At 69.0% G+C, this 23,223-nt stretch carries 23 protein-coding genes; 19 read left to right on the forward strand and 4 right to left on the reverse strand.

Annotated features, from left to right (window positions below):
* Positions 1-182 precede the first annotated feature (182 nt).
* Positions 183-2,873 carry an ATP-binding protein gene (locus ACQHIV_RS24115; RefSeq protein WP_427885330.1) on the reverse strand — a complete coding sequence of 897 codons (2,691 nt, stop codon included), beginning with the start codon at positions 2,871-2,873 and terminating at the stop codon, positions 183-185.
* A 117-nt stretch (positions 2,874-2,990) separates the two neighbouring features.
* Here ACQHIV_RS24115 and ACQHIV_RS24120 point away from each other — a divergent pair, with 117 nt between their 5' ends.
* Positions 2,991-3,383, forward strand: coding sequence for a DoxX family protein (locus ACQHIV_RS24120; RefSeq protein WP_427885331.1), 393 nt, complete (start codon positions 2,991-2,993; stop codon positions 3,381-3,383).
* Entirely contained in the window at positions 3,380-4,681 is a 1,302-nt protein-coding gene (locus ACQHIV_RS24125) for an FAD-binding oxidoreductase (RefSeq protein WP_427885333.1), read from the forward strand. The genes ACQHIV_RS24120 and ACQHIV_RS24125 overlap by 4 nt, the downstream gene beginning before the upstream one ends.
* Here the strand turns inward: ACQHIV_RS24125 and ACQHIV_RS24130 are convergent, their stop codons facing one another.
* From ACQHIV_RS24130 to ACQHIV_RS24140, 3 genes are all read right to left on the reverse strand, one after another.
* A complete protein-coding gene (locus ACQHIV_RS24130; RefSeq protein ID WP_427885335.1) occupies positions 4,682-6,625 on the reverse strand; it encodes a M13 family metallopeptidase in 1,944 nt (647 codons plus the stop codon).
* 93 nt (positions 6,626-6,718) lie between these two features.
* Entirely contained in the window at positions 6,719-7,000 is a 282-nt protein-coding gene (locus ACQHIV_RS24135; RefSeq protein WP_427885336.1) for an HU family DNA-binding protein, read from the reverse strand.
* 76 nt (positions 7,001-7,076) lie between these two features.
* Entirely contained in the window at positions 7,077-7,862 is a 786-nt protein-coding gene (locus ACQHIV_RS24140; protein WP_427885338.1) for a phytanoyl-CoA dioxygenase family protein, read from the reverse strand.
* Positions 7,863-7,932: 70 nt separating this feature from the next.
* On the opposite strand from ACQHIV_RS24140, the gene ACQHIV_RS24145 reads away from it, so the two are divergent.
* The 17 genes from ACQHIV_RS24145 to ACQHIV_RS24225 all read left to right on the forward strand — a co-directional run bounded on the left by ACQHIV_RS24145 (position 7,933) and on the right by ACQHIV_RS24225 (position 22,989).
* Positions 7,933-8,733 carry a helix-turn-helix domain-containing protein gene (locus tag ACQHIV_RS24145; RefSeq protein ID WP_427885340.1) on the forward strand — a complete coding sequence of 267 codons (801 nt, stop codon included), beginning with the start codon at positions 7,933-7,935 and terminating at the stop codon, positions 8,731-8,733.
* 84 nt (positions 8,734-8,817) lie between these two features.
* Entirely contained in the window at positions 8,818-9,837 is a 1,020-nt protein-coding gene (locus tag ACQHIV_RS24150) for an LCP family protein (protein ID WP_427885342.1), read from the forward strand.
* Positions 9,838-9,857: 20 nt separating this feature from the next.
* Entirely contained in the window at positions 9,858-10,493 is a 636-nt protein-coding gene (locus tag ACQHIV_RS24155; protein WP_427885344.1) for a YndJ family transporter, read from the forward strand.
* Entirely contained in the window at positions 10,480-11,025 is a 546-nt protein-coding gene (locus ACQHIV_RS24160; RefSeq protein ID WP_427885345.1) for a DUF1990 family protein, read from the forward strand. The genes ACQHIV_RS24155 and ACQHIV_RS24160 overlap by 14 nt, the downstream gene beginning before the upstream one ends.
* A 140-nt stretch (positions 11,026-11,165) precedes the next feature.
* Positions 11,166-11,843: a uracil-DNA glycosylase gene (locus ACQHIV_RS24165; RefSeq protein WP_427885347.1), complete on the forward strand. Its 678-nt coding sequence runs from the start codon at positions 11,166-11,168 to the stop codon at positions 11,841-11,843.
* Positions 11,844-11,858: 15 nt separating this feature from the next.
* The gene (locus tag ACQHIV_RS24170) at positions 11,859-12,257 is read left to right on the forward strand and encodes a hypothetical protein (protein ID WP_427885348.1); all 399 of its coding nucleotides are present in this window, start codon (positions 11,859-11,861) and stop codon (positions 12,255-12,257) included.
* Between the two features lie 67 nt (positions 12,258-12,324).
* The gene (locus tag ACQHIV_RS24175) at positions 12,325-13,026 is read left to right on the forward strand and encodes a DUF969 domain-containing protein (RefSeq protein WP_427885350.1); all 702 of its coding nucleotides are present in this window, start codon (positions 12,325-12,327) and stop codon (positions 13,024-13,026) included.
* Positions 13,023-13,994: a DUF979 domain-containing protein gene (locus tag ACQHIV_RS24180; RefSeq protein WP_427885352.1), complete on the forward strand. Its 972-nt coding sequence runs from the start codon at positions 13,023-13,025 to the stop codon at positions 13,992-13,994. Before ACQHIV_RS24175 ends, ACQHIV_RS24180 begins: the two co-directional genes overlap by 4 nt.
* Before the next feature lie 19 nt (positions 13,995-14,013).
* The gene (locus tag ACQHIV_RS24185) at positions 14,014-14,988 is read left to right on the forward strand and encodes a DUF2891 family protein (protein ID WP_427885354.1); all 975 of its coding nucleotides are present in this window, start codon (positions 14,014-14,016) and stop codon (positions 14,986-14,988) included.
* Positions 14,989-15,133: 145 nt separating this feature from the next.
* Entirely contained in the window at positions 15,134-16,321 is a 1,188-nt protein-coding gene (locus ACQHIV_RS24190) for an ROK family protein (RefSeq protein WP_427885356.1), read from the forward strand.
* Between the two features lie 12 nt (positions 16,322-16,333).
* Entirely contained in the window at positions 16,334-17,656 is a 1,323-nt protein-coding gene (locus tag ACQHIV_RS24195) for an ABC transporter substrate-binding protein (RefSeq protein WP_427885357.1), read from the forward strand.
* Positions 17,653-18,579 (forward strand): carbohydrate ABC transporter permease, encoded by a 927-nt coding sequence (locus ACQHIV_RS24200; RefSeq protein ID WP_427885358.1) that lies wholly within the window; start codon positions 17,653-17,655, stop codon positions 18,577-18,579. Before ACQHIV_RS24195 ends, ACQHIV_RS24200 begins: the two co-directional genes overlap by 4 nt.
* Entirely contained in the window at positions 18,576-19,400 is an 825-nt protein-coding gene (locus tag ACQHIV_RS24205; RefSeq protein ID WP_427885360.1) for a carbohydrate ABC transporter permease, read from the forward strand. The genes ACQHIV_RS24200 and ACQHIV_RS24205 overlap by 4 nt, the downstream gene beginning before the upstream one ends.
* Positions 19,397-20,653 (forward strand): 6-phospho-beta-glucosidase, encoded by a 1,257-nt coding sequence (locus ACQHIV_RS24210; RefSeq protein WP_427885362.1) that lies wholly within the window; start codon positions 19,397-19,399, stop codon positions 20,651-20,653. Before ACQHIV_RS24205 ends, ACQHIV_RS24210 begins: the two co-directional genes overlap by 4 nt.
* Positions 20,641-21,645, forward strand: a complete 1,005-nt coding sequence (locus tag ACQHIV_RS24215) for an N-acetylglucosamine kinase (RefSeq protein ID WP_427885364.1) — start codon at positions 20,641-20,643, stop codon at positions 21,643-21,645. The genes ACQHIV_RS24210 and ACQHIV_RS24215 overlap by 13 nt, the downstream gene beginning before the upstream one ends.
* A gap of 81 nt (positions 21,646-21,726) precedes the next feature.
* Complete coding sequence (locus tag ACQHIV_RS24220; protein WP_427885366.1) at positions 21,727-22,425, forward strand: hypothetical protein; 699 nt, start codon at positions 21,727-21,729, stop codon at positions 22,423-22,425.
* 39 nt (positions 22,426-22,464) lie between these two features.
* A complete protein-coding gene (locus ACQHIV_RS24225; RefSeq protein ID WP_427885368.1) occupies positions 22,465-22,989 on the forward strand; it encodes a hypothetical protein in 525 nt (174 codons plus the stop codon).
* The last annotated feature ends 234 nt before the right edge of the window (positions 22,990-23,223 follow it).

A 23,223-nucleotide genomic window follows, 5' to 3' on the forward strand; every position in this document is an offset into this window, starting at 1 on the left:
CGTGCTCGTAGGGGTTGATGCGTGTGCCGCCGGAGAACTCGCGGTCCCGGACCCGCCGCCAGAGCACCCCGCCAGCGTCCCCGTCGCGACGACCGCAACCGCCAGCATCAGCTTGCGCGTACCCGCCATCATCAGCCCTCCGTCAAGAATCAGGTCGAGACCAAAACTAGCGACGGACCGGCTCACACTTGTTGCCGACCGCCACCATCTACCCCGAGGGCGGCGAGTTCGGTCTGTGCCTCGGCGGCGTGGTCGGGGTGCAGCGCGAGAGTGCTGACGCGTTCGAAGTGTGCCCCGACGCGCTCGAATCCTTCGGCGGCCAGCAGCAAGCCGTCGAGGTCACCGGTAAACCGGGCGCCGGCCCGGGTCCGGCAGGCAGCGGCCCAGTCGTTCTCGGCCGCGTCCGGAGCGGTGGCTTCGAGCAGCTCGGCGGCCTCGGGCAGGTCGGCGAGTACGGCGAGTTCGGCGGCAGCGGACCGTGCGTACGGCGTCCACCAGCGTTCCGCGAAGTCCCCGAACGCCCGCCGTACGATGCCCGGCGCCAACTCGACAGCCCCGAGCTGCACCGCAACCCGCGCCCGCACGAACGTGTACGGCGCCGCCAGCCACGGCGCATCGTCAGCGTCGGTACACCGGGCGACCTCGAGCGCGCGCCCCTGCCACACCTCGAACAACCCGTCGTCCCGCACCCCGTGCACCATCGCGGCCGTCGACAACGCCGACGCCATCCACTCGACCGGCGGCGCCCCTGCCCGCCGCCACCGCTCCCACAACTCGTCCGCCTGAGACACGCAAGCATCGAACTGCCCGGTCAGAGCAGCAACTCGAATCAACCGAGGCAACGAGATGTACGGGTGATCCCCCACCGGATCGTGCGGGGTGCCGACTGCTGCGGCGGCGGCGCGGAGGTCGCCGACGGCGGTTGCGGTGGTGGGGGCGACATGGAAGGCGTCAATGATTTCGGCGGCGGCGTACGGCTCGTGTCGTGGCAACGGGCCGACCAGTTGCAGGCGTTCCACGGCGTACGAGCGGGCGTCGCGGAGGCGGCCGGCGTTCCCGGCGGCCACGGTCAGCGCGTCGAGCGCGCCCGCGATCAGCACCGGATCGCCTGTACGACGGGCCGCGTCGACCGCTGCCTGGGCCAGCTCCGCGTCGGCACCGATGCGGCGGCCGCCGTGTTCCCACGCCGTGGCGGTCGCGAGCAGCGCGGTCACCTGCGCGTCACCCGGCCGCGTGCAGTCGACCGCCTGCCGCAGCAGGTGTTCGGTGCGCTCGACGGGGACGTCGTACAGCGATCCGGTCGGGTACCGGTTCACCGCGATCACCGCGAGTGCCAGCATCGTCGCCCGGACGTTGCCATCAGCAACCGCCCGCTCGGCCGCGTCCAGCAGCAGCCGTACGCCGGTCTCCGCATCCGAGATCGCCAGCGTGGCATCCGCCGCCGACCGCAGGTCCAACGCCGCCGCGACCCCGTCCGCCGCCCGATCGGCAGCCGCCCGGTAGTGCCCGATCGACTCCCGGAACTGCCTCCGCGCGAACCCGAGATGCCCCAACCCGCGCGCCAGCCGATGCGCGGTCTGATCCGGCTCCGCCGCGGTCGCCGCCAGCGCGGCGCGGAGATCGGCGGACACCTCGTCGTACGGCTCCTGCCAGCCGGGCAGGTCCAAGCGGCCTTCCAGGGCGGTGGCGGTATCGGCAGCCCACCACAGGCAGCGCTCCTGGGCGACGGCCAGTTCGTCAGCAGTCAGCTGCTCCCGGGCGAACTCCCGGATCGTCTCCAGCAGCCGCCAGCGCGAACCCCGCCGTACGGCGAGACTCTTGTCGGTCAGCCGCCCCAGCAGATCGGCGACCTCGCCACGACTCAGCTCCGGGCTGGTCGCGCTGGCAGCCTGCAGGTCGAACCCACCGACGTACACCGCCAGCCGCCGGAACAGCAGCCGCTCCGCGTCGTCCAACAGCTCGTAGCTCCAACCGATGACAGCTGCCAGCGACCGGTGCCGGGCATCGATCCCACGCCCACCCGCCAGCAGCCGCAGCCGGTCGTCGAACGCCGCCCGCAACCCGTCCGCCCCGAGCGACCCGATCCGCGCCGCAGCCAGCTCGATCGCGAGCGGCATACCGTCCAGCCGCGCACAGATCTCCGCCAGCTCCTGGTCCGACGCAACAAACTCCGGGTCGACGGCGCGCGCCCGATCCGCGAACAGCTCTGCCGCCGCGTCCAACGGCGGCAGCAGTACGGTCGTCTCCGCCGGTACGCCTAGGCGCTCCCGGCTGGTCGCAAGAATCGTCAGCTCGGGGCACGTACGCAGCAGCTGCTCCGCTAGCTCGGCCACCTCGTCAACCAGGTGCTCACAGTTGTCCAGCACCAGTAACGAGCGCCCCTGCTGCAACTGCTCGACAAGAACCTGCTCCAGGCTCTGGTGTGGCCGCTCAGCCAACCGCAACGCTGTCGCCACAGCCCGGCTCACAAGCCCGTCGCGCACCGGCACCAGATCCACAAACGCCCCAACGCCACCGACCTCAGCCGCGACCACGGCCGCCAGCCGCGTCTTCCCCATCCCTCCAGGCCCCAACAACGTCACCAGCCGAGCCCGCCCGAGCGCCTCCCGTAAGGCCGCCGCCTCACCGGCCCGCCCAACAAACGCCGTCCGCCCCACGGGCAAACCACTGACTCCAGGCGCTGCAGCCTGGTGAGCGCCGGCCAGATCGGCCAACTCGCGACGGTCCGTGGCGCCGTACTTGCGGAGCAGCGACGACACGTGGCTCTCGACCGTGCGTACCGAGATGTGCAGTGCGTGGGCGATCTGCGCGTTCGACCGATGGGCGGCCAGCGCCGCCAGCACCTCGGCCTCGCGTGCGGACACCTCGTTCACGCGCCCCATCATGACCGATCGGTGGGGTTTCCGTGGTGGATCCGTGGTCGGCACGGATGTGGCCCGTGGGCCTCCGGACCGAGAGTCGTCGTACCGGATCAACTCTTGGAGGTAGTGATGAGCTCGACGATGACGACGGCGCGCAGGGCCCGGACGGGGAGCGTGGCGCTGTGGGTGGTGCAGGTGGTGCTGGCGGCGATGTTCGTGATGGCGGCGCTGCCGAAGCTGTCGGGTGACCAGGTGATGGTGGAGATCTTCGACGCGGTGGGCGTCGGTCAGTGGTTGCGGTACGTGGTCGGCGTCCTCGAGATCGCCGGCGCGATCGGCCTGCTGGTCCCGCGACTGTGCGGTCTCGCCGCGCTGGGTCTGTCGTTCCTGCTGGTCGGAGCGGCGCTGACGAACATCTTCGCGCTCGGCGCGTCCCCGGCGATCCCGCTCGGGTACCTGCTGGTCGCGGCCGTCATCGCCTGGTTCCGGCGTACGTCGATCCTGGCGGTGGTCCGGCGATGACGATCGCGGCGTTCGAAGGCCTCCTGACCCGGCCGGGGGACGCGGGCTACGACTCCGGCCGGTCGGTGTGGAACGCGATGGTGGACCGTCGCCCGGCGCTGATCGCGCGCTGTGCGAGTACGGCGGACGTGGTGGCGGCGCTCCGGTACGGCCAGGACGCCGGGCTGGAGATCGGCGTCCGCTGCGGCGGGCACAGCTTCCTCGGGCTGCCCGTCGTGGAGGGCGGGCTGCTGCTGGACCTGTCCGCCATGGACACGGTCCAGGTCGACCCGGTCAGCCGCCGAGCCCGGGTCGGCGGCGGGGCGTTGCTGGGCGCTCTCGACGTGGGCAGCCAGCGGTACGGTCTGGCGACGACGGCCGGCAACGTCTCGCACACCGGCGTCGGCGGTCTCACCTTGGGCGGCGGCGTCGGCTGGCTGGCCCGTGCGTACGGGCTGACCTGCGACAACGTCGCGTCGTACCAGCTCGTCACCGCGGACGGCGCCGTACTGCGGGTCAGCGAGACGTCGTACCCCGATCTGTTCTGGGGTCTGCGCGGTGGCGGCGGGAGCTTCGGGGTGGTGACCGAGTTCGAGTTCCGCCTGCACCCGGTGGGCACGCAGGCGTTGACCGTGGACCTGTACTACGACCTGGCCGACGGCGGTACGGCGTTACGCGGCTGGCGGGACCTCTTCGCGGAAACCCCGCGCGCGGCCACGCCCGTAGCCCGGGTAGGCCGCCGCGACGGCCGGCCGATCGCGAGCATCGGGTACGTGTGGGTGGGCGACGTCGAGGAGGGGCGCCGGCTGATCCCGTCGTACCAGGCCATCGGCCGGCCGATCGAGCAGCGGATCCGCGAGGTCAGCTACCTCGACCTGCAGACCCAGTCCGACGACACCGAGCGGCACGCCCTGCGCCGGTACTGCAAGGGCCACTACCTGCGCTCCCTGCCGGACGCCGCCGTCGACGCCTTCCTGTCCCGGGACCTGCCCGGAGCCCGGTTGACGCTCAACGGCGGCGCGATCACCGACGTACCGGACGACGCGACGGCGTTCAGCCACCGCGACGCCCTGCTCGAGTTCACCACCGGCGACGACTGGACCGACCCCGCCGAAGACGCGGACCGCATCACCACGGCCCGCGCCTACGCAGCCACCCTCGAGCCCTACACCAGCGGCAGCTACGTCAACACCATCGCCGACGAGGACCCAACCGCCGTCCACCGCGCGTACAGCCCCGAGAAACTCACCCGCCTACGCGACCTCAAGTCGACCTACGACCCGACCAACGTCTTCAACCGCACGGCGTTGACCTACTGATCACCAGATGCGGACCCGGTCGTCCGGAGCGAGCCACATCGCGTCGGAGTCCGTGGTGGCGTACGTGGTGTGGAAGACGTCGATGTTCTTCACCACCGCGTTGCAGCGGAATTCCGGCGGCGAGTGGGGGTCGATGGTGAGGCGGCGGGCGGCCTCCTCGGGGCGGGTCTTGGTTGCCCAGGCGTGGGCCCAGGCGGCGAAGAAGCGCTCGGCGCCGGCTTGCAGTTCCTCGTCGGTCTCGGTGCCGTCGAGGGACAGCTGGTAGGCGACGTACGCGATCGACAGGCCGCCCAGGTCGCCGATGTTCTCGCCGAGCGTGAGCTTGCCGTTCACGTTCTGGCCGGGGACCTCGGTGGGCGAGAGGGCGTCGTACTGCGCGACGAGCTTGTCGGTGCGCTGCTCGAACGCGGCCCGGTCCTCGTCGGTCCACCAGTCGTTCAGGTTGCCGGCGGCGTCGTACCGCGAGCCCTGGTCGTCGAAGCCGTGGCCGATCTCGTGGCCGATCACCGCGCCGATCGCGCCGTAGTTGGTGGCGTCGTCGGCGTCCAGCCCGAAGAACGGCGGCTGCAGGATGCCGGCCGGGAAGACGATCTCGTTCATCCGCGGGTTGTAGTACGCGTTCACGGTCTGCGGCGTCATCCGCCACTCGTTCCGGTCGACCGGCTTGCCGAGCTTGTCCAGGTCGCGCTGGGTCTCCACCGCGACCGAGCGGCGGACGTTGCCGAACAGGTCGGCCGGGTCGACCGCGAGTGCCGAGTAGTCCTTCCACTCGTCCGGGTACCCGATCTTCGGCACGAACGTGCCGAGCTTCTCGAGCGCCCGCTGCCGGGTGTCGGGGCCCATCCAGTCCAGCGCCTCGATCCGCTGCCGGTAGGCGGCGACGAGGTTCTGCACGAGCTCGACCATCCGGGCCTTGGCGTCCGGCGGGAAGTGCTCCGCGACGTACAGCTTGCCGAGCGCCTCGCCCATCGCCGACTCGACCGCGCCGACGCCGCGCTTCCAGCGCTCCCGCAGCTCCGGCGCACCGGTCAGCGTCTTGCCGTAGAAGGCGAAGTTCTCGTCGACGAACGCCTGGCTCAGCAGCGGGGCAGCGTTGTGCACGATCCGCCAGCTCAGCCACTCCTTCCACCGGTCGACGTCGACCTCCCGCAGCGCAGCGGCCGCGGCGGTCAGGAAGTCCGGCTCGCGCACCACGACCTCGGCGAACGCACCCTCCGGCACGCCGGCACCGGTCAGCCAGGTCGCCCAGTCGAAGCCCGGCGTGAGCGCGTCCAGCCCGGCCCGGTCCAGCTTGTTGTAGGTGAGCTGGACGTCCCGCTCCTTCACCCGGTCCCAGTGCGCGCCGGCGATCCGGGTCTCGAGCTCGAGGATCCGCTCCGCCGCACCGCTCGGGTCGGCCAGCCCGGCCAGCTCGAGCAGCTTCGCCACGTGCGCGACGTACGCCGTCCGGATCTCGGCGAACGCGTCCTCGCGGTAGTACGACTCGTCGGGCAGGCTGAGGCCGCCCTGGGTCAGGTGCACGATGTTCCGGTCGGACTGCTTGGCGTCGGCGTCGACCCAGTAGTGGAAGACCCCCGGCACGCCCTGCAGCTCGAGCTGCCCCAGCACCGAGACCAGCCCGGCGACGTCGGTGACGCCCCGCACCAGCGCGAGCTGGTCGGCGATCGGGCCGGCGCCCAGCCGCTCGATCGTCTCGGTGTCCATGAAGCTGCTGTAGAGGTCGGCGATCTTCCGCGGCTCGCTGCCGTCGGGGTGCGCGGCGGCGACGGTCTTCTCGACGATCGCGCGGACGTCCTGCTCGGCGGTGTCCCAGAGCGCGTGGAACGCGCCGTGGATCGCCTTGTCCGCCGGGATCTCGTGCTCCGCCAGCCACGCCCCGTTGACGAACCGGTACAGATCGTCCTGCGGTCGCACCGCGGCCGACCCGTCGATTCCTGCTGTCATCCCTGGCCCCTTGTCACGAGTGGAGTTGCTGCCAGCGAACATACCTGTTTCGCCGCGGGCCAGGGACCGGGTATTGCCGCGTTGTGGAAAAGCTCAGCGCCCGGCGCGCGCCGCCGCCTTCAGCCGGCTCCCGCAGGACAGCCGCACCGAGTACCCGGCCGGGATGTCCAGCGGCTCGCCGGTCTGCGGGTTCCGGCCGGTGCGCGGCGCGCGCAGCACCCGCTCGATGCTCAGCAGACCGGTCAGCGACACCTTGTCACCGCGTTGCACGGCCTCGGTGACCACGTCACCCAGCGCGTCGAGGACCTTCTCGGCCTGGTTCCGCGGGATGCCCGCCTTCGCCGCCACGCCGCTGATCAGTTCGTTCCGGTTCACGACTCTCCTCAGACTCGGTTCGCACGTCCGCGCCCACCTTAACTGAAATGATTGTCGTTAGCGAGAAGAGGGCGGGTCAGAGGCCGTCGCGGTCGTGCCAGTGCTGCTGCCAGCGGGCGTCGACGGCGTCGTCCGCACGCTGGTACCGGATGTCGGTGGACAGCCGCATGCCGTCGGACACGTTGTCGAGCGCCGCATGGATCGTGTGTGCGGTGTGTACGACGACGTCCCCGGCCCGATAGTTCGCGACCAGCCAGTCGGCGTCGTACTCCGTCGCCAGAGCGGGCAGGTCCGCGGTCATGGACGCCGCCGGACGCTTGAGCCGGCCGGCCGCCTCGTCGGCGAGTACACGATGGTGGCTGCCCGCGAGGTACGTCAGGCCGCCGCGGCTGACCGGGCAGTCGCCCAGCGGGATCCACGCCGACAGCACCTGGTCGCTCCCCTCCCGCAGGTACACGAGGTCGTAGTGCGCCTGGGTCGCCGTACCGATGCCGTTCTCGCCCGGCGCCGTCTGCCGGATGATCTTCCGGCGGTGCAGGAACGGCTCCCCGCCGAGGAACCACGCGAACCAGTCCTTCAACGCCGGCTGCGTACAGAACGCCGCGTACTCCGGCCCCGGAACGATCTCCTCGAACAGCACCCTCCGGTACGCCGCCCTGTCCGCGGCAGCACCCGTCAGCCCGAAGTAGTACTCGCGGAACGCCCACACCACGGCGGGATCCAGCAGCCCGGTCAGGTACAGGTACCCGTCCCGCCGCAGCCGCGCCCGCAGTACCTCCCGATCGTCACGCTCTTCCTCCGGCACCGCGGCCAGCTCACCCAGCCGCCGCTCATCCAGCACATACCCGTTAGACGTCAGCACACCTCCATTCCAACTGCTTCCGACACCGAACGGAATGGACACCTGGCCCCGGGTCTTGGACTCTTGTGACGTGCATGATTGGTCGATCTACCTGACCCCAGGCGCCGTCGAACGCCAACTTGGACTCTTCTGTCTCGGCGCCGGCGAGCAGACGAACGCCTCCCGGCCAGCACCGGAGCGCGCGCTCGGCTGCCACGCGCTCGTGTGGGTCAAGGAAGGACACGGCCACCTGCTCCACGGCCCAGACCGCCACCTGCTCGAAGTACGTGCACCTGCTCTGCTCACGCTGTTTCCAGGCGTCCTGCACGGCTACCGCCCCGCAACCCGCTGGCGCCAGGCCTGGACGCTCTTCAGCGGACCAGCCACCGAAGCGCTCACCGCATTGGGTCACCTAGACGTCAACCAGCCAGTACGCCGGTACGCCGACCCGCAGGCCGTCGACCGCGCATTCACCCGACTGCTGCGCGTGAGCAAGCAGCACAACGCGGTACAGCTCACAGGCGCGCTGTACGACGTACTGAGCCAGCAGGCACCACCGCAGGACGACGTCACGGCACGACTTGCTGAACTCGCCTGTACACCGATGAGCATGCAGGGCTACGCCAGTGCGTTGGGAGTCACAGTGAAGGAGCTCCGCGACGCAGTACGGCGTACGACCGGCTCAACTCCCCATGAACTGATCCTGGCCACCAGACTCAGCTGTGCAAAGGTTCTGCTGGCCGAGGAGGACCTGGCGGTGAGCGTGGTCGCGCGGCGGGTCGGGTACGACGACCCGGCGTACTTCAGCCGGCTGTTCGCTGCCAGAGTAGGGATGTCGCCGGTCAGCTTCCGGCGCTCCGGTTCGCTCGCGGGCCGGATTTCCTCCCTTTGAAGGAGGTGCCATCGACTTTCCGACGTGTAAAACCATTCACTGGGGTGACGTGTTTGAGGGCCGGGCACCGATACGGTCATGGCTATGAGTGAAACGCAGCGCCTCGACCCGCGAACCGCGAACCCGCCGCCGCGCCGCCCGAAGAAGCGGCGCAACTGGTTCCTCCGGACCGTCGGACTGATCGTCCTGCTGTTCGTGCTCATGCTGATCGCGGTCCCGCTCTACGCCTGGAGCCGGATCGACAAGATCGACGCGATGCCGACCGGCGACCGGCCGGCCGTGACCCCGGGCACGACGTACCTGATGGTCGGGTCGGACGCCCGGGAGAACCTGACCCGCGCCGAGCGCGCGAAGCTGCACACCGGCGGCAACGCCGGACCGGCGCGGACCGACTCGATCATGCTGATGCACGTCCCGAAGTCCGGCCCGACCGTGCTGATCAGCATCCCGCGGGACAGCGCGGTGAACATTCCGGGCGTGTCCGGCAAGCAGAAGATCAACGCCGCGTTCAACAAGGGTCCGGCGCTGCTGATCCAGACCATCGAGAACGTCACCGGGTTGCGGATCGACCACTACGTCGAGGTCGGCTTCGGCGGCTTCGCCTCGGTCATCGACAGCGTCGGCGGCGTCCAGATGTGCTTGCCCAAGGCAATGGACGACAAGCTCGCCCACATCAACCTGCCGGCCGGCTGCCAGCAGCTGGACGGCGTGACCGCGCTCGGCTACGTCCGGTCCCGGCACGCGGACGGGCAGAACGACTTCGGCCGGGTCCAGCGGCAGCGGCAGATGGTCGGCGCGGTCGCGAAGAAGGCCAGCTCGCCGTCGACGTTCCTGAACCCGATCCGCTACTACAACGTGGCGACCAAGGGTGTCGACGCACTGACCGTGGACAAGAGCATGGGCCTGCTCGACTTCGTCCGGTTCGCGAACGGGATGCGGGCGATCTCCGGCAGCGGCGGCGTCACGCTGACGGTGCCGGTCAGCACCGACAACTACCAACTCGGCCACGGCCGCGGCGTCGCGGTGAAGTGGGACACCGAGAAGGCGAAGGCCCTGTTCGACGCGATCAAGCAGGACAAGACCACCGGCCTGAAGAGCAGTTGATCCTCCTCGTTCACGCAGCGGTGAGCCTAGGCATGCTCGTTGTCGTCCCCCTGGGCCTCACCCTCCTCCCAACGCGAACCACCAGCACCCACTGGTGGTTCGCGTTCGCCGTCCCCGGCGCGCTGTCCCTGTGGCTACCGCGCGGCGCAGTATCGATCGCGTTGGCGTCGATCTACTGCGTCGGCACGCTTGTACTGATCGCGCTCGCCGCAAGACACTTCTTGCAGCACAAGAAGCTCGGTGTGCGCCAGGTTGCGCTCTACACCGCTCTGGCCACACCGTCGATCGCTGCGCTCGCACTGGTCGCCGAGAGATCGTCGTACGAACTCTTCGGCTTCAACCTGACGGTCTTGTCGCTGACCGTCGCCCACTTCCACTTCGCCGGCTTTGCAGCAGCCCTGATGGCGTACCTCTCCGCCGACGGCCTGGCCGCCGTGAGCGTCCCGCTCGGCACGGTGATCGTTCTGCTCGGCTTCTTCCTCGGCGACCCGGTCGAGCTCGCGGGAGCTGTGGTGCTGACCATAGGTATGTGGCTGGTCGGCTGGAGGCTCTGGAAGCGGTCGCGCCGGGCAGAACGGAGTACGGCGAATGCGGTTGGGTTTGGGTTGTGTGGGGTGTTGGCGCTGCGGCGGGAGGGGTTCGATGAAGCTGGATGACCTTGCGGGGTTGGAGTTCACGTACGACGAGGTGGGGTGCACGCAGTACGACGAGACGCCGGAGGGGCTCCACCGACTCGAGTACCGCGAACGGATCGGCGACGGGGACGAGGTGTTCCAGCGTGCCGCGGACGCATTGCTGGCATGGCGGATGCAACGGGCGGCCGGACTACCGATGACCGCGACCGACGCACCACCCAAGGTCGGCACCAACTCGTTGGGAGTACTAGGCCCAGGCCTCCTCAGCAGGCGCCTTCAAGGCCGGCTAGGCCTGCCCGTCCCCTGCCGCGTTGTCTGGACCGTCAACGAGCCGGACCGCATCGGCTTCGCCTACGGAACGCTTGAAGGACACCCGGAGTCAGGAGAAGAGTCCTTCCTCGTCACTCGCGCCCCTGACGGCGTGTACGTCGCCATCCGCGCCTACAGCCGCCCCGCGACCTGGTACACGCGCCTAGCCGGCCCCGTAACCCGCAAAGCCCAGCACTACGCAGCCACCCGCTACGCCGCGGCCCTGCGCCGGCTGTCGACATAGCAAGGGCCCCGCAAGCTCATACCTTTGCGGGGCCGCGCCCTTTGTACCGTCCGTAGTGACACCAGCGTTTGAGCGACACGCAAACAGCAGGCGACAACCCGGGGTGCACTACGAACCGCAGTACTGCGAGACTGTGGCGGGTGAGTCCTAAGACGTTGGCGGATCTGGTGGCGCCGGACTGGGCCGAGGCATTGGCGCCGGTCGAAGGCACTGTGGCGCAGATGGGTGAGTTCCTGCGCGGGGAGATCACTGCGGGCCGGGCGTACCTGCCAGCCGGCGAGAACGTGCTGCGGGCGTTCCACCGTCCGCTGGCCCAGGTGAAGGTGCTCGTCGTCGGCCAGGACCCGTACCCGACGCCGGGCCACCCGGTAGGGCTGAGCTTCTCGGTCGCTCCCGACGTACGGCCGATCCCGCGCAGCCTGCAGAACATCTACCGCGAGCTGATGGCGGACGTGGGCGTGGCAGCTCCGTCGAACGGCGACCTGACGCCGTGGGCCGACCAGGGCGTGCTGATGCTCAACAGAGTGCTCACCGTGCAGCCTGGGAAGTCCGGTGCGCACCGTGGCAAGGGCTGGGAGTCCGTCACCGAGCAGGCGATCCACGCGTTGGTGAACCGCGGCGGCCCGCTGGTCGCGATCCTCTGGGGCCGTGACGCACAGACCCTCAAGCCGATGCTGGGCAGTACGCCGTACGTCGAGAGCGCGCACCCGAGCCCGATGTCCGCGGACCGCGGATTCTTCGGCTCCCGCCCCTTCAGCCGGGTCAACGCACTCCTGGCCGAGCAGGGCTCCGCTCCGGTGGATTGGCGCCTCCCCTAGGGCAGTCTGAGGTGCATGACGCGCTATGTGATCGATGCACCCACCCTGTTGCACCTCGTCGACGGTGAGTTGGCCGTCGCCGCACACCATCAGCTGGTCGCGCCCGCGGCCATCCGCTCGGAAGCGCTCGAGCAGCTGCTCCGCGACGTACGCCTCGGCACCCGGACCGAGAAGGACGCGCGGCAGCTGCACACCCGGATGACCGAGGTGAAGATCCGCGCGCTCGGCGACCGGGTGTCCCGCTGGACGGCGTGGAAGATCGCCCGTGACCAGGACTGGGACACGCTCCGGGACGCGGAGTACCTCGCGGTCACGCGGCTGCAGGCGGACGCGCTGATCACGGTCGATCCGGACCTCGCGGCAAAGGCCGAGGGCGTCGTCCCGGTGGAGCCGGTGGAGAATTTGTTCGAATGATCCATTGCAGGATCGTTCAACAATCTCCTATGGTGAGCGGAATCGCCCTGTCCCCCCGGGAGGAACCATGTGGGTTCTGCTCGCCATCGCGGTGGTGGTCGTCGGGTTCGCGCTCCGGATCAACTCGATGCTGGTCGTCACGGCGGCCGGGATCGTGGCCGGCCTGATCGGCGGCCTGTCTCCGGTCAAGATCCTGGACGCGTTCGGCGACGGTTTCGCCGGCAGCCGTTCCGTCACCGTCTTCATCGTCACGCTGCCCGTCATCGGGCTGATCGAGCGCTACGGGCTGCAGCACCAGGCCCGCAAGCTGATCAGCAAACTCAAGGTCCTGACCACGGGCCGCCTGCTCGCGCTGTACATGGTGATCCGGCAGGGCACCGCCGCGGTCGGCCTGACCAGCATCGGCGGGTACGCGCAGGCCGTGCGGCCGCTGATCCACCCGATGGCCGCCGGCGCCGCCGAGCGCAAGTACGGCAAGCTGCCGGAGAAGATGCAGGAGAAGATCAAGGGCTTCGCGGCCAGTTCCGACACGGTCGGGGTCTTCTTCGGTGAGGACATCTTCGTCGCGGTCGGCTCGATCCTGCTGATCACCGGCTTCGTCGACACGACGTACGGCCTGAAGCTCGAGGCGATCGACATCGCGGTCTGGGCGATCCCGACCGCGATCTGCGCGCTGCTCATCCACGGCACCCGGCTGTGGCTGTTGGACCGGCAGCTCGACAAGCTCGCGGCCGCGGCCGCGGCGGACGCCGAGGAGGCCGCGCGATGATCAAGGTCGAGTGGTTCTACTGGCTGTGCGGGATCCTGTTCGTGCTGATCGCGCTGCAGGTGGTCAACGACCGCGGCAACCCGAAACGGCTCGGCAGTGCGGCCTTCTGGGGCCTTCTCGGAGTGTCCTTCGGCTACGGCACGTTCGTCGTCCACAAGCAGGCGCCGGCGTGGGTGCTCGGCCTCGCGGTGATCGCGATCGCGGTACTGGCCGGCTTCGGCTTCCCGGCGCGCGGTCAGGAACGTACGACGACACCGGCCGAGCGGGAGCACTTCGCGAACAGGTTCGGCAACAAGCTCTTCCTGCCCGCACTGGTGATCCCGGTCGTCGCGGCGATCTTCGGCGCCTGGCTGGCCAAGGTCAAACTGAGCAACGGCAAGCTGCTGCTGGAGACCGGTTCGGCGACGATCATCGGCCTCGGGGTCGCGTCGATCCTGGCCTTGATCGTCGGCATGGTGCTGTTCCGCCCGAAATCTCCGGCCGTCCCGTTGCACGAGGGCCGGCGGTTGCTCGAGCACATCGGCTGGGCCGCGATCCTGCCGCAGATGCTGGCCACGCTCGGGCTGCTGTTCACCGCGTCCGGCGTCGGCAAGGCGGTCGGGAACGTCACCAACCACCTGATCCCGAAGGGCTCGCTGATCGCCGCCGTGGCGCTGTACTGCATCGGCATGGCGCTGTTCACGATCATCATGGGCAACGCGTTCGCCGCGTTCCCGGTGATGACGGCGGCGGTCGGCTGGCCGCTGCTGGTGCAGCAGTTCCACGGCACCCCGGCGGTCGTGTTCGCGATCGGGATGCTGGCCGGCTTCTGCGGCACGCTGTGTACGCCGATGGCCGCCAACTTCAACCTGGTCCCGGCGGCGCTGCTGGAGATGAAGGACCAGTACGGCCCGATCAAGGCGCAGATCCCGACCGCGATCCCCTTGCTGGCCTGCAACATCGTCCTGATGTACGTCTTCGCCTTCTAGCCGATCAAGAGGGAGTCCGATGAAGTACGCCGCCGCCTGGGCCAACATCGCCTGCGAGGTACTCGACACCACCTACCCGTACGCCACCCAGCACGCGTCCGCCGGTCCGGACGACGTGGACGTGACGCCGGACCGTCTGCACCCGGCGTTCCACGGGTCGTACGACTGGCACTCCAGCGCGCACATGCAGTGGTCTTTGGTCCGGTTGCTGACGCTTGCACCGGACGAGGTCGGCCAACGCCCGGTAGAGCTGCTGAACAAGCGGCTGACGCCGGAGGCCATTGCTGTCGAGGCTGCGTACCTGCGGGAGCATCCCTCGTACGAGCGTCCGTACGGCTGGGCGTGGGCCGCCATGCTGGTTGCTGCGGCACGTGACACCCCTTGGGCAGCAGCCCTTGCTCCCTTGGGTGATGTGATCGCGGACCTAGTACTGGCGTGGCTGCCGAAGCAGGCGTACCCGGTGCGGCACGGCGTACACCTGAACTCAGCCTTTGCGCTTGCGCTGCTGCATGGGGCGTACGGCGAGCTGGGTCGCGCGGATGTGGTGGAGGCGGTTCGGGCGCGGGCGCTGGAGTGGTACGGCGAGGACACGGCGTACGACACGCGCTTCGAGCCGTCGGGGACCGACTTCTTGTCGCCTGCGCTGTCGGAGGCCGAGCTGATGCGGCGGGTGCTGCCGGATGCCGAGTTCCGGAGCTGGCTGTCGGCGTTCCTGCCGGGGCTTGGGGCTGATACGCATCGGCACTTGCTGGAGGTGCCGGTGACGGACAACACCGGGGACGGGCAGTTGGCCCATCTTGGCGGGCTGGCGTTGTCCCGGGCCTGGCAGTTGCGGACGATCGCTCCTGCCGTGCCGGAGGTCGCCGACGTACTACGGGCCGGAGCTGATCGTCAGGTGGACGCAGTGCTGCCGACCGTGACGGACGGGGACTTCATGTCGACGCACTGGCTGGTGTCGTTCGCCCTCCTCGCCGAACAGGCACAGCCGAGGTAACCGCCACACCCTGACTTTCCAGCGCCGCGATTGACAGCGGCGCCGCTCCGCCGTACCGTCTCGCGCTAATAGGAAACTTTCCTAACAGTTCTGACATTCAGCGCGGCGAGTACCCGCGGGCGGCGAAGGGAGGCAGGGTTGGCTCATGGCAACGACACCCGGAACGCCGCGCCTGCTGCGCGCGATGAACGACCGCGCCGCCCTGGACCTGCTGCTCAGCCAGGGCCCGCTCTCCCGCACCACGCTGGGCAACCTGACCGGGCTGTCCAAACCGACCGCGTCGCAGCTGCTCGCCCGCCTCGAGGCGGCCCGGCTGGTGCGCCCGAGCGGGACCACCGCCGGCCGTCCGGGACCGAACGCGCAGCTGTACGAGATCAACGGCGAGATCGCGTACGTCGCGGGGCTGGACGTCACGCCGACGCGGATCCGGGCCGCGGTCGCCGACCTGACCGGGAACGTGGTGGGCAGCTACGAGCTGGCCACCCCGGGCCGCAGCGCCCGGGGCACGGTCGACCGGGTGCTGAAGGCGATCGACGGTGCCGCCGGCGAGGCCGGGCTGAGCCGGGAACGGCTGCACCGGGTCTCGATCGGTACGCCGGGTGGCTTCGACCCGACGACCGGCCGGCTGCGGTACGCGACCCACCTCCCGGGCTGGCACGCGCCGCACCTGCTGGAGGAGCTGGCCGCGGCGATCGCCGTACCGCTCGAGGTCGAGAACGACGTCAACCTGGCCGCGGTCGCCGAGCAGCGGGTCGGCCATGCCCAGGAGCACGAGAACTTCGTGCTGCTCTGGGGCGAGGAGGGCATCGGCGCCGCGATCGTCATCAACGGCCGCCTGCACCGGGGTGCGACCGGCGGCGCCGGCGAGGTCGCGTTCCTGCCCCTTCCGGGTACGCCGCTGATCCGCAACGTCGGCCGCAACAACGCCGGCGGCTTCCAGGAGCTGGCTGGTGGCGAACCCGTCCTCGAGCTCGCCCGTGAACACGGCCTGAAGGCCCGTACGCCGGAGGCCGCGATCGCGACCGCGCTGCAGACCGAGGGCGCCGGCGACGCCGTACTGAACGAGTTCGCGCACCGGCTCGCGGTCGGTCTGGCGGCGATCGTCGCGGTCGTCGACCCGGAGCTGATCGTGCTGGCCGGCGGTGTGATCACCGCGGGCGGGGAACGCCTGCGCGGGCTGGTCCAGGACGAGCTCGCCGATCTCGCCGTACCGCGGCCGCAGCTGTTGATGACCGCGATCAGCACCGACCCCGTGCTCTCCGGAGCGCTGCAGTCCGCACTGAGCACGACCCGCGACGAGGTCTTCGACACCGCGGGACCACCGATCACGTAACCAGGAGAATGGATGCGAAGCTTCACCCGTGCCGCCCTCGGCACCGCCGCAGTCGCCCTCGCAGCGACGGCCTGCACCGGAACCTCGAACGCACCGCAGGCGAACGACGATGCCACCAAGGACGTGACGATCACGTTCTGGCACGGATGGAGCGCACCTTCCGAGGTGGCCGCGATCTCCGCGAACGTGCAGGCCTTCGAAGCCGAGCATCCGAACATCCACGTCAAGGTCGTCGGCAACATCAACGACGACAAGATCAAGCAGGCGCTCCGGGCCGGCGGCTCCAACGCGCCGGACGTGGTGTCGTCGTTCACCACCGACAACGTCGGCACGTTCTGCGCGTCGAACGTGTTCAGCGACCTGACGCCGTTCCTCGGAAAGTCCGGAATCGACCTGGACACGACGTTTCCTAAACCGTTGCAGGACTACACGCAGTTCCAGGGCAAGCGGTGCACGCTCCCGCTGCTGAACGACGCGTACGGCCTGTACTACAACAAGGACGCGTTCAAGGCGGCCGGGATTTCCGCGCCGCCGAAAACGTTGTCCGAGTTCGACGCCGACGCGAAGAAGCTGACCAGGACCAAGGGCGACAGCTACACGCAGCTCGGCTTCATGCCGAACTTCCACGGGTACGAGTCGACCACGTCGCACTTCGCCGCGCTCTGGAACCCGACGTACTTCACCCCCGACGGCAAGTCGAACCTGGCCAAGGACCCGGCGTTCGCGAGCATGCTGAAGTGGCAGCACGGCCTGGTCGCGCAGCTCGGCGGGTTCGCGAAGCTGGAGAAGTACCGCGCGACGTTCGGCGACGAGTTCGGGGCGAAGAACCCGTTCCACACCGGACAGGTCGCGATGACGATGGACGGCGAGTGGCGGCTCGGGATGGCCCGCGACGCCGGGGCAAAGTTCGGCATCGGCGTGGCGCCGTTCCCGGTGCCCGACGACCAGGCCGACAGCTACGGCAAGGGCTACCTGTCCGGGACCGTGATCGGGATCGCCAGCACCAGCCAGAAGCAGAACGCGGCCTGGGAGCTGGTCAAGTTCATGACCACCGACACCGACGCCGTGGTGAGCTTCGCGAACGCCATCCACAACGTGCCGTCCACGCTGGACGCGCTCAAGTCCCCGAAGCTGAACGCCGACCTCAAGCCGTTCCTCGGCATCGCCCAGCACCCCAAGAGCAGCACCACGCCGGCCAGCCCGAACGGCGGCGCGTACCAGCTGACGCTGCAGGACTTCGGCTACGCCTACGAGTCCGGCAAGGTCCCCGACCTGGCAGCTGGTCTGGCGAAGACGGACGAGCAGATCGACAAAGACCTGGCCCAGGCGAAATGACGCTCCGTCAGAAGCGCCGCAAGGAGACCCTGCGCAACCTCGCCTTCCTGTCACCCTGGCTGATAGGTGTGAGTCTCTTCTTCCTGTACCCGCTGGTCTCGACCGTCTACTTCAGCTTCATGAAGTACGACGGGTTCACCCCGCCGACCTGGACCGGCCTGAAGAACTGGCAGTACGTCTTCACCGACTACCCGTTCTTCTGGCCCGCCCTGCGCAACACCCTGTGGCTGGTAGTCGTCATGGTCACGCTACGAGTCCTGTTCGGCCTCGGCATCGGCCTGCTGATCACCAAGGTGAAGACAGGCGCCGGGTTCTTCCGTACGGCGTTCTACCTGCCGTACCTGGCCCCGCCGGTCGCCGCCACGATGGCGTTCGCGTTCCTGCTCAACCCGGGCACCGGCCCGGTGAACAACATCCTCGGCAGCCTCGGGTTGCCGCAGCCCGGCTGGTTCAACGACCCTGCCTGGTCGAAGCCGGCGTTGACATTGCTCGCGCTCTGGGGCATCGGCGACCTGATGGTGATCTTCATGGCGTCGCTGCTCGACGTACCGCAGGAACAGTACGAGGCGGCGTCGCTTGACGGCGCCGGCGCGTGGCAGCGGTTCCGGTTCGTGACGCTGCCGAACATCTCGCCGATCGTGCTGTTCGCCGTTGTCACGGGCGTCATCCAGACCATGCAGTACTACACGCAGCCGTTGGTCGCCGGGAAGGTCGCCAGCGGGGTCATCGGCGGCTCGGGGCAGCAGTTCGAGCCGGGGTACCCGGAGAAGTCCACGCTGACGCTGCCGCAGCTCGTGTATCACCTGGGCTTCCAGCGCTTCGACACCGGCGGCGCTTCGGTGATCGCGCTGGTGCTGTTCGCGCTGGCGATGGTGTTCACCGGGTTCCTGATGCGCTCCATGAGCGAGAGGAGCGCGGCGTGAACCGCTTCTTTCACTGGCTCGGCGTACATGCGCTCGCCATCGCGGCCGCGTTGTTCTTCGTGCTGCCGCTTGTGTTCATCTTCCTCACGGCACTCATGAGCGACCAGCAGGCGCTCACGCGGAACCTATGGCCCGACAGCTGGCACTGGGAGAACCTACGGACGGTCTGGGAGACGCCCGGGTTCCTGACGTGGTGGAAGAACACCCTCATGTACGCCGTCCTCGGTACAGCGCTCACGTTGCTGTCGAGTATCCCGGTCGCGTACGCCCTCGCCAGGTTCAAGTTCCGCGGCAGGAACGCCGTACTGATGCTGGTGATCGCCACGATGATGCTGCCGCCGCAGGTGGTCATCGTGCCGATGTACCTGTTCTGGGCGAAGCAGTTGCACCTGTCCGGGACGTTGTGGCCGCTGATCATCCCGATGGCGTTCACTGACGCGTTCTCGGTCTTCCTGCTCCGGCAGTTCCTGCTGACGATTCCCAAGGACTACGTGGACGCGGCCAAGGTGGACGGCTGCGGCGAGTTCAGGGCCCTGGTACGGATCGTGCTGCCGATGGCCAGGCCGGCTATCGCGGCTGTGGCGCTGTTCCAGTTCTTCTACTGCTGGAACGACTACTTCGGCCCACAGATCTACGCCAGCGAGAACCCGGCCGCATGGACGCTCAGCTACGGCCTGGAGTCCTTCAAGGGCGCACACCACACCAACTGGAACCTCACGATGGCAGCAACGCTGCTGGTGATGGCCCCGGTGATCATCTTGTTCTTCTTCGCGCAAAAGGCCTTCATCGAAGGCGTCACTCTGACAGGGGTCAAGGGATGAAGCTGACAGTTGTTGGTGGCGGGTCCACCTACACGCCTGAGTTGGTCGACGGGTTCGCCCGGCTGCGGGACTCGCTGCCGGTGTCGGAGCTGGTGCTCGTAGACCCTGTACCGGACCGCTTGGAGCTCGTGGGCGGCCTGGCGCGGCGTATCTTCGCCAAACAGGGCCACGCGGGTCGTGTGATCACCACGTCCGACCTGGACGCCGGTATCGACGGCGCTGACGCAGTACTGCTGCAGCTGCGAGTGGGCGGGCAGGCTGCGCGCAACGAGGACGAGACGTGGCCGTTGGAGTGCGGCTGCGTCGGCCAGGAGACCACCGGCGCCGGCGGTCTCGCCAAGGCGCTACGGACCGTCCCGGTCGTGCTGGACATTGCAGAGCGGGTACGGCGTACCAACCCGGACGCGTGGATCATCGACTTCACCAACCCGGTCGGGATCGTGACGCGGGCCCTGTTGTCGCAGGGGCACAAGGCGGTCGGGCTGTGCAACGTGGCGATCGGGTTCCAGCGCCACTTCGCCGCGCTCTTGGGTGTCACGCCGGAGGAGGTCTCGCTGGACCACGTCGGGCTGAACCATCTGACCTGGGAGCGCGCCGTACGCGTCAACGGCGAGGACGTGCTGCCCCAACTCCTCGAGAAGCACCTCACCGCCATCTCGGACGACCTGCGCCTCCCGGCGGACGTCGTACGGCAGCTAGGCGTGGTCCCGTCGTACTACTTGCGCTACTACTACCAGCACGACGCGGTAGTGAAGGAACTGCTCCACAAGCCCTCACGTGCAGCCGAGGTGGCTGCGCTCGAGAAGGAGCTGCTGGACATGTACGCCGACCCGCAACTCGACGAGAAGCCGGCGCTGCTCGAGAAGCGCGGCGGCGCGTACTACTCCGAGGCTGCCGTCGCGCTGGCGTCGTCCTTGCTCAACGACACCGGCGACGTACAAGTGGTCAACACGCTCAACAACGGGACGTTCCCGTTCCTCGCTGACGACGCCGTGATCGAAGTACCGGCCACGGTGAACGCACAGGGCGCTCAGCCGTTAGCGGTGTCCCCGCTGGAGCCGCTGTACGCCGGCCTCGTCGCACACGTGACGGCGTACGAAGACCTGGCACTGCAGGCCGCCGTACAGGGTGGAGCTGACCGGGTGTTCCAGGCGTTGCTGGCGCATCCGCTCGTCGGACAAGTCTCCATCGCGCAGGAACTCACGGACAAGCTGCTGGCACACAACCAGGCGTACCTGCCGTGGGCGCGCTAGTCCCGGGCGGCGTACTGGCCTTCGACGCCGGTAACAGCAAGACCGACGTCGCACTGGTCGCCGCCGACGGAACAGTGCTCGGTACGGCGCGTGGTGGCGGGTTCGAGCCACAGAAGCTCGGTCCTGATGCCGCGGTGGACCAGCTGGAGCCGCTTGTGCGTGCTGCGGCCGCGGTGGCCGGGCTGCACGTTGGCGACGTACCGCTGGTGCAGCAGGTGTCAGCATGCCTGGCCAACGCCGACCTGCCCATTGAGGTCGAGCAGCTGACCACGGTCTTCCAAGAGCGCGGCTGGGCGGAGTCCGTGTACGTCACCAACGACACGTTCGCGCTGCTGCGGTCGGGAGTGGACGAGCCGCGCGGTGTGGCCGTGGTGTGCGGCGCCGGCATCAACTGCTCCGGGATGCTGCCGGACGGCCGTACGGCGCGGTTCCCGGCGTTGGGGAAGGTGACCGGCGACTGGGGCGGCGGCGCGCAGCTGGCCGAGGAGGCGTTCTGGTCGGCGTCGCGGGCCGAGGACGGGCGCGGGCCGGCGACCGCGTTGGTGACCGCGCTGGCCATGCATTACGGCAAGACTTCCCTGAACGCGGTGATCGAGGCGTTCCACTTCGGCGAGCTGCCGCCGGACCGGCAGCTCGAAGCAGCGCCGGTGCTGTTCCAGGTCGCGGCCGCCGGCGACACCGTTGCCTTGGGCATCGTTCAGCAGCAGGCCGAGGAGATCGTCGCGATGGCGTTCAGCGCGTTGCGGCGGCTCGACCTGCTCGCCGAACCGGTCACCGTCGTACTCGGCGGCGGCGTCCTCACCGCCCGGCATCCCGTGCTCCTCGACCGGGTCACCCGGCTGCTCGCCGATGTCGCCCCGAAGGCGGTGCCGCGGGTGGTCGACGTACCGCCGGTGGTCGGCGCGGCGTTGCTCGGGCTCGACCACACCGCGGCCGGAGCGGCGGCGCAGGAGCGGTTACGCGCGGCGTTCGCGCCACCACCGGCTGCTTGATATTGCAAGCGTGTTGCAGCGCAAACTCCCGGGTCGGATGTGGCGTCCCATGCAGTAGGACCACATCCACTCGGGAGGTCGATGATGATTCGAAGGATCATGGGTCTTGGCGCCACGACGGCTCTTGCGGTGACCGCACCGCTTGTCCTCACCGGCGCGACCCCCGCCAACGCCGCAACCTGTGCGGGTTCGGTGGCGGGCGTCTCCGCGACGACGTACGCCGACCGGCTCGTCCGCGCGTGGGGCAGCGGGAACACCGCGGCCGCCAACTGCTATGCCTCCGCAAGCACCTCACGAACGCTCTTCGGGCAGGCGACGCCGGGCGGGATCCACTGGCGGCGTACCGGCGTCGAGGGTGCGGCCGGGACGATCTATGTCACGTACCACGACGATGCGCGCGGCGGGAACCTCACGGTCGGCGTACAGAACGTGGGGCTGCGCGGCGCCGGCGGCTGGCATGCGGCGTACACGGCCAGGTTCAGCAACGAGCCGAAGGCGTGGAACGCGGTGCAGTGGTCGGACAACCTCGTCCGGGCCTGGGGCCGCGGGGACGCGAAGTGGACGGCGTACTACGCGACGCCGGCCGCCGTACGCCAGCTGCACGGGGTGGCCGCCGTGGGCGGTTCGCACTGGACGCGGATCCGCGCCGAGGGTGCGGCCGGTACGACGTACGTGACCTACCGGAACGACGTCACCCGGCACACGCTGGTGATCGGGGTGTCGAACGTCGGCCTGTCGCAGGGTGACGCGCACGCGGCGTACATGGTGCGGTACCACTGACGGCTTGAGTGCTGCTTGCAGTGGTGTAATCATGATTACATGAGTACGCAGACCGAGCACGAGAAGGTGCGGGGCTGGCTGACCGGGCGGTTGCCGGGCGACTGGTTCGAGGGTGAGACCGAACTGTCGATCGACCGGGACGAGATCCTGATCGTCGGCCGGATCCCCGCACCCGAGCAGAACCAGGACGTGAGCGCCGCCGAGCGCTCCGCCGCCGAGGACGGCCGGATCAAGCAGTTCCGCGAGGACACCCGCGAACGCCGGATCGAGATCGCCCGCGAACTCGAGCACGCCGCCCGCCGCAAGGTCGCCTGGGGCGTCCGCTGCGGCGACACCAGGACCGTCTTCACGTCGCTGTCCGCCCCCGTGATGACCCGCCTCCGCCAGCCCGAACGCCAGGTCCTCGACACCCTCGTCGACGCCGGCGTGGCCCGCTCCCGCAGCGACGCCCTCGGCTGGTGCGTCAAACTCGTCGCCCAGCACAGCGAAACCTGGCTCGCCGACCTCCGCGACGCCATGACCAAGGTAGAAGAAGTCCGCAAGGCCGGCCCGGACAACAACTAACAGGCACCGCCGTACGACGAGCTCCGGGGGGATCGGGTGAGATTCCCCCACCGTCGACACGCCCACCTGCTCCGAGCCCACCCACCCCCTATGCCCCGCACCAAAGGCGCACACGTCCAACCTGCGCCCGCACAACGCGCCTACCCGCCCCACGCACCGGGCAGAGCACCCGAGATCCCCCAACGTCGACACGCCCACCTGCCCCGAGCCCACCGACCGTCCACGCACTGCAGC

This window comes from Kribbella polygonati (assembly GCF_050320105.1).
GTDB lineage: Bacteria > Actinomycetota > Actinomycetes > Propionibacteriales > Kribbellaceae > Kribbella.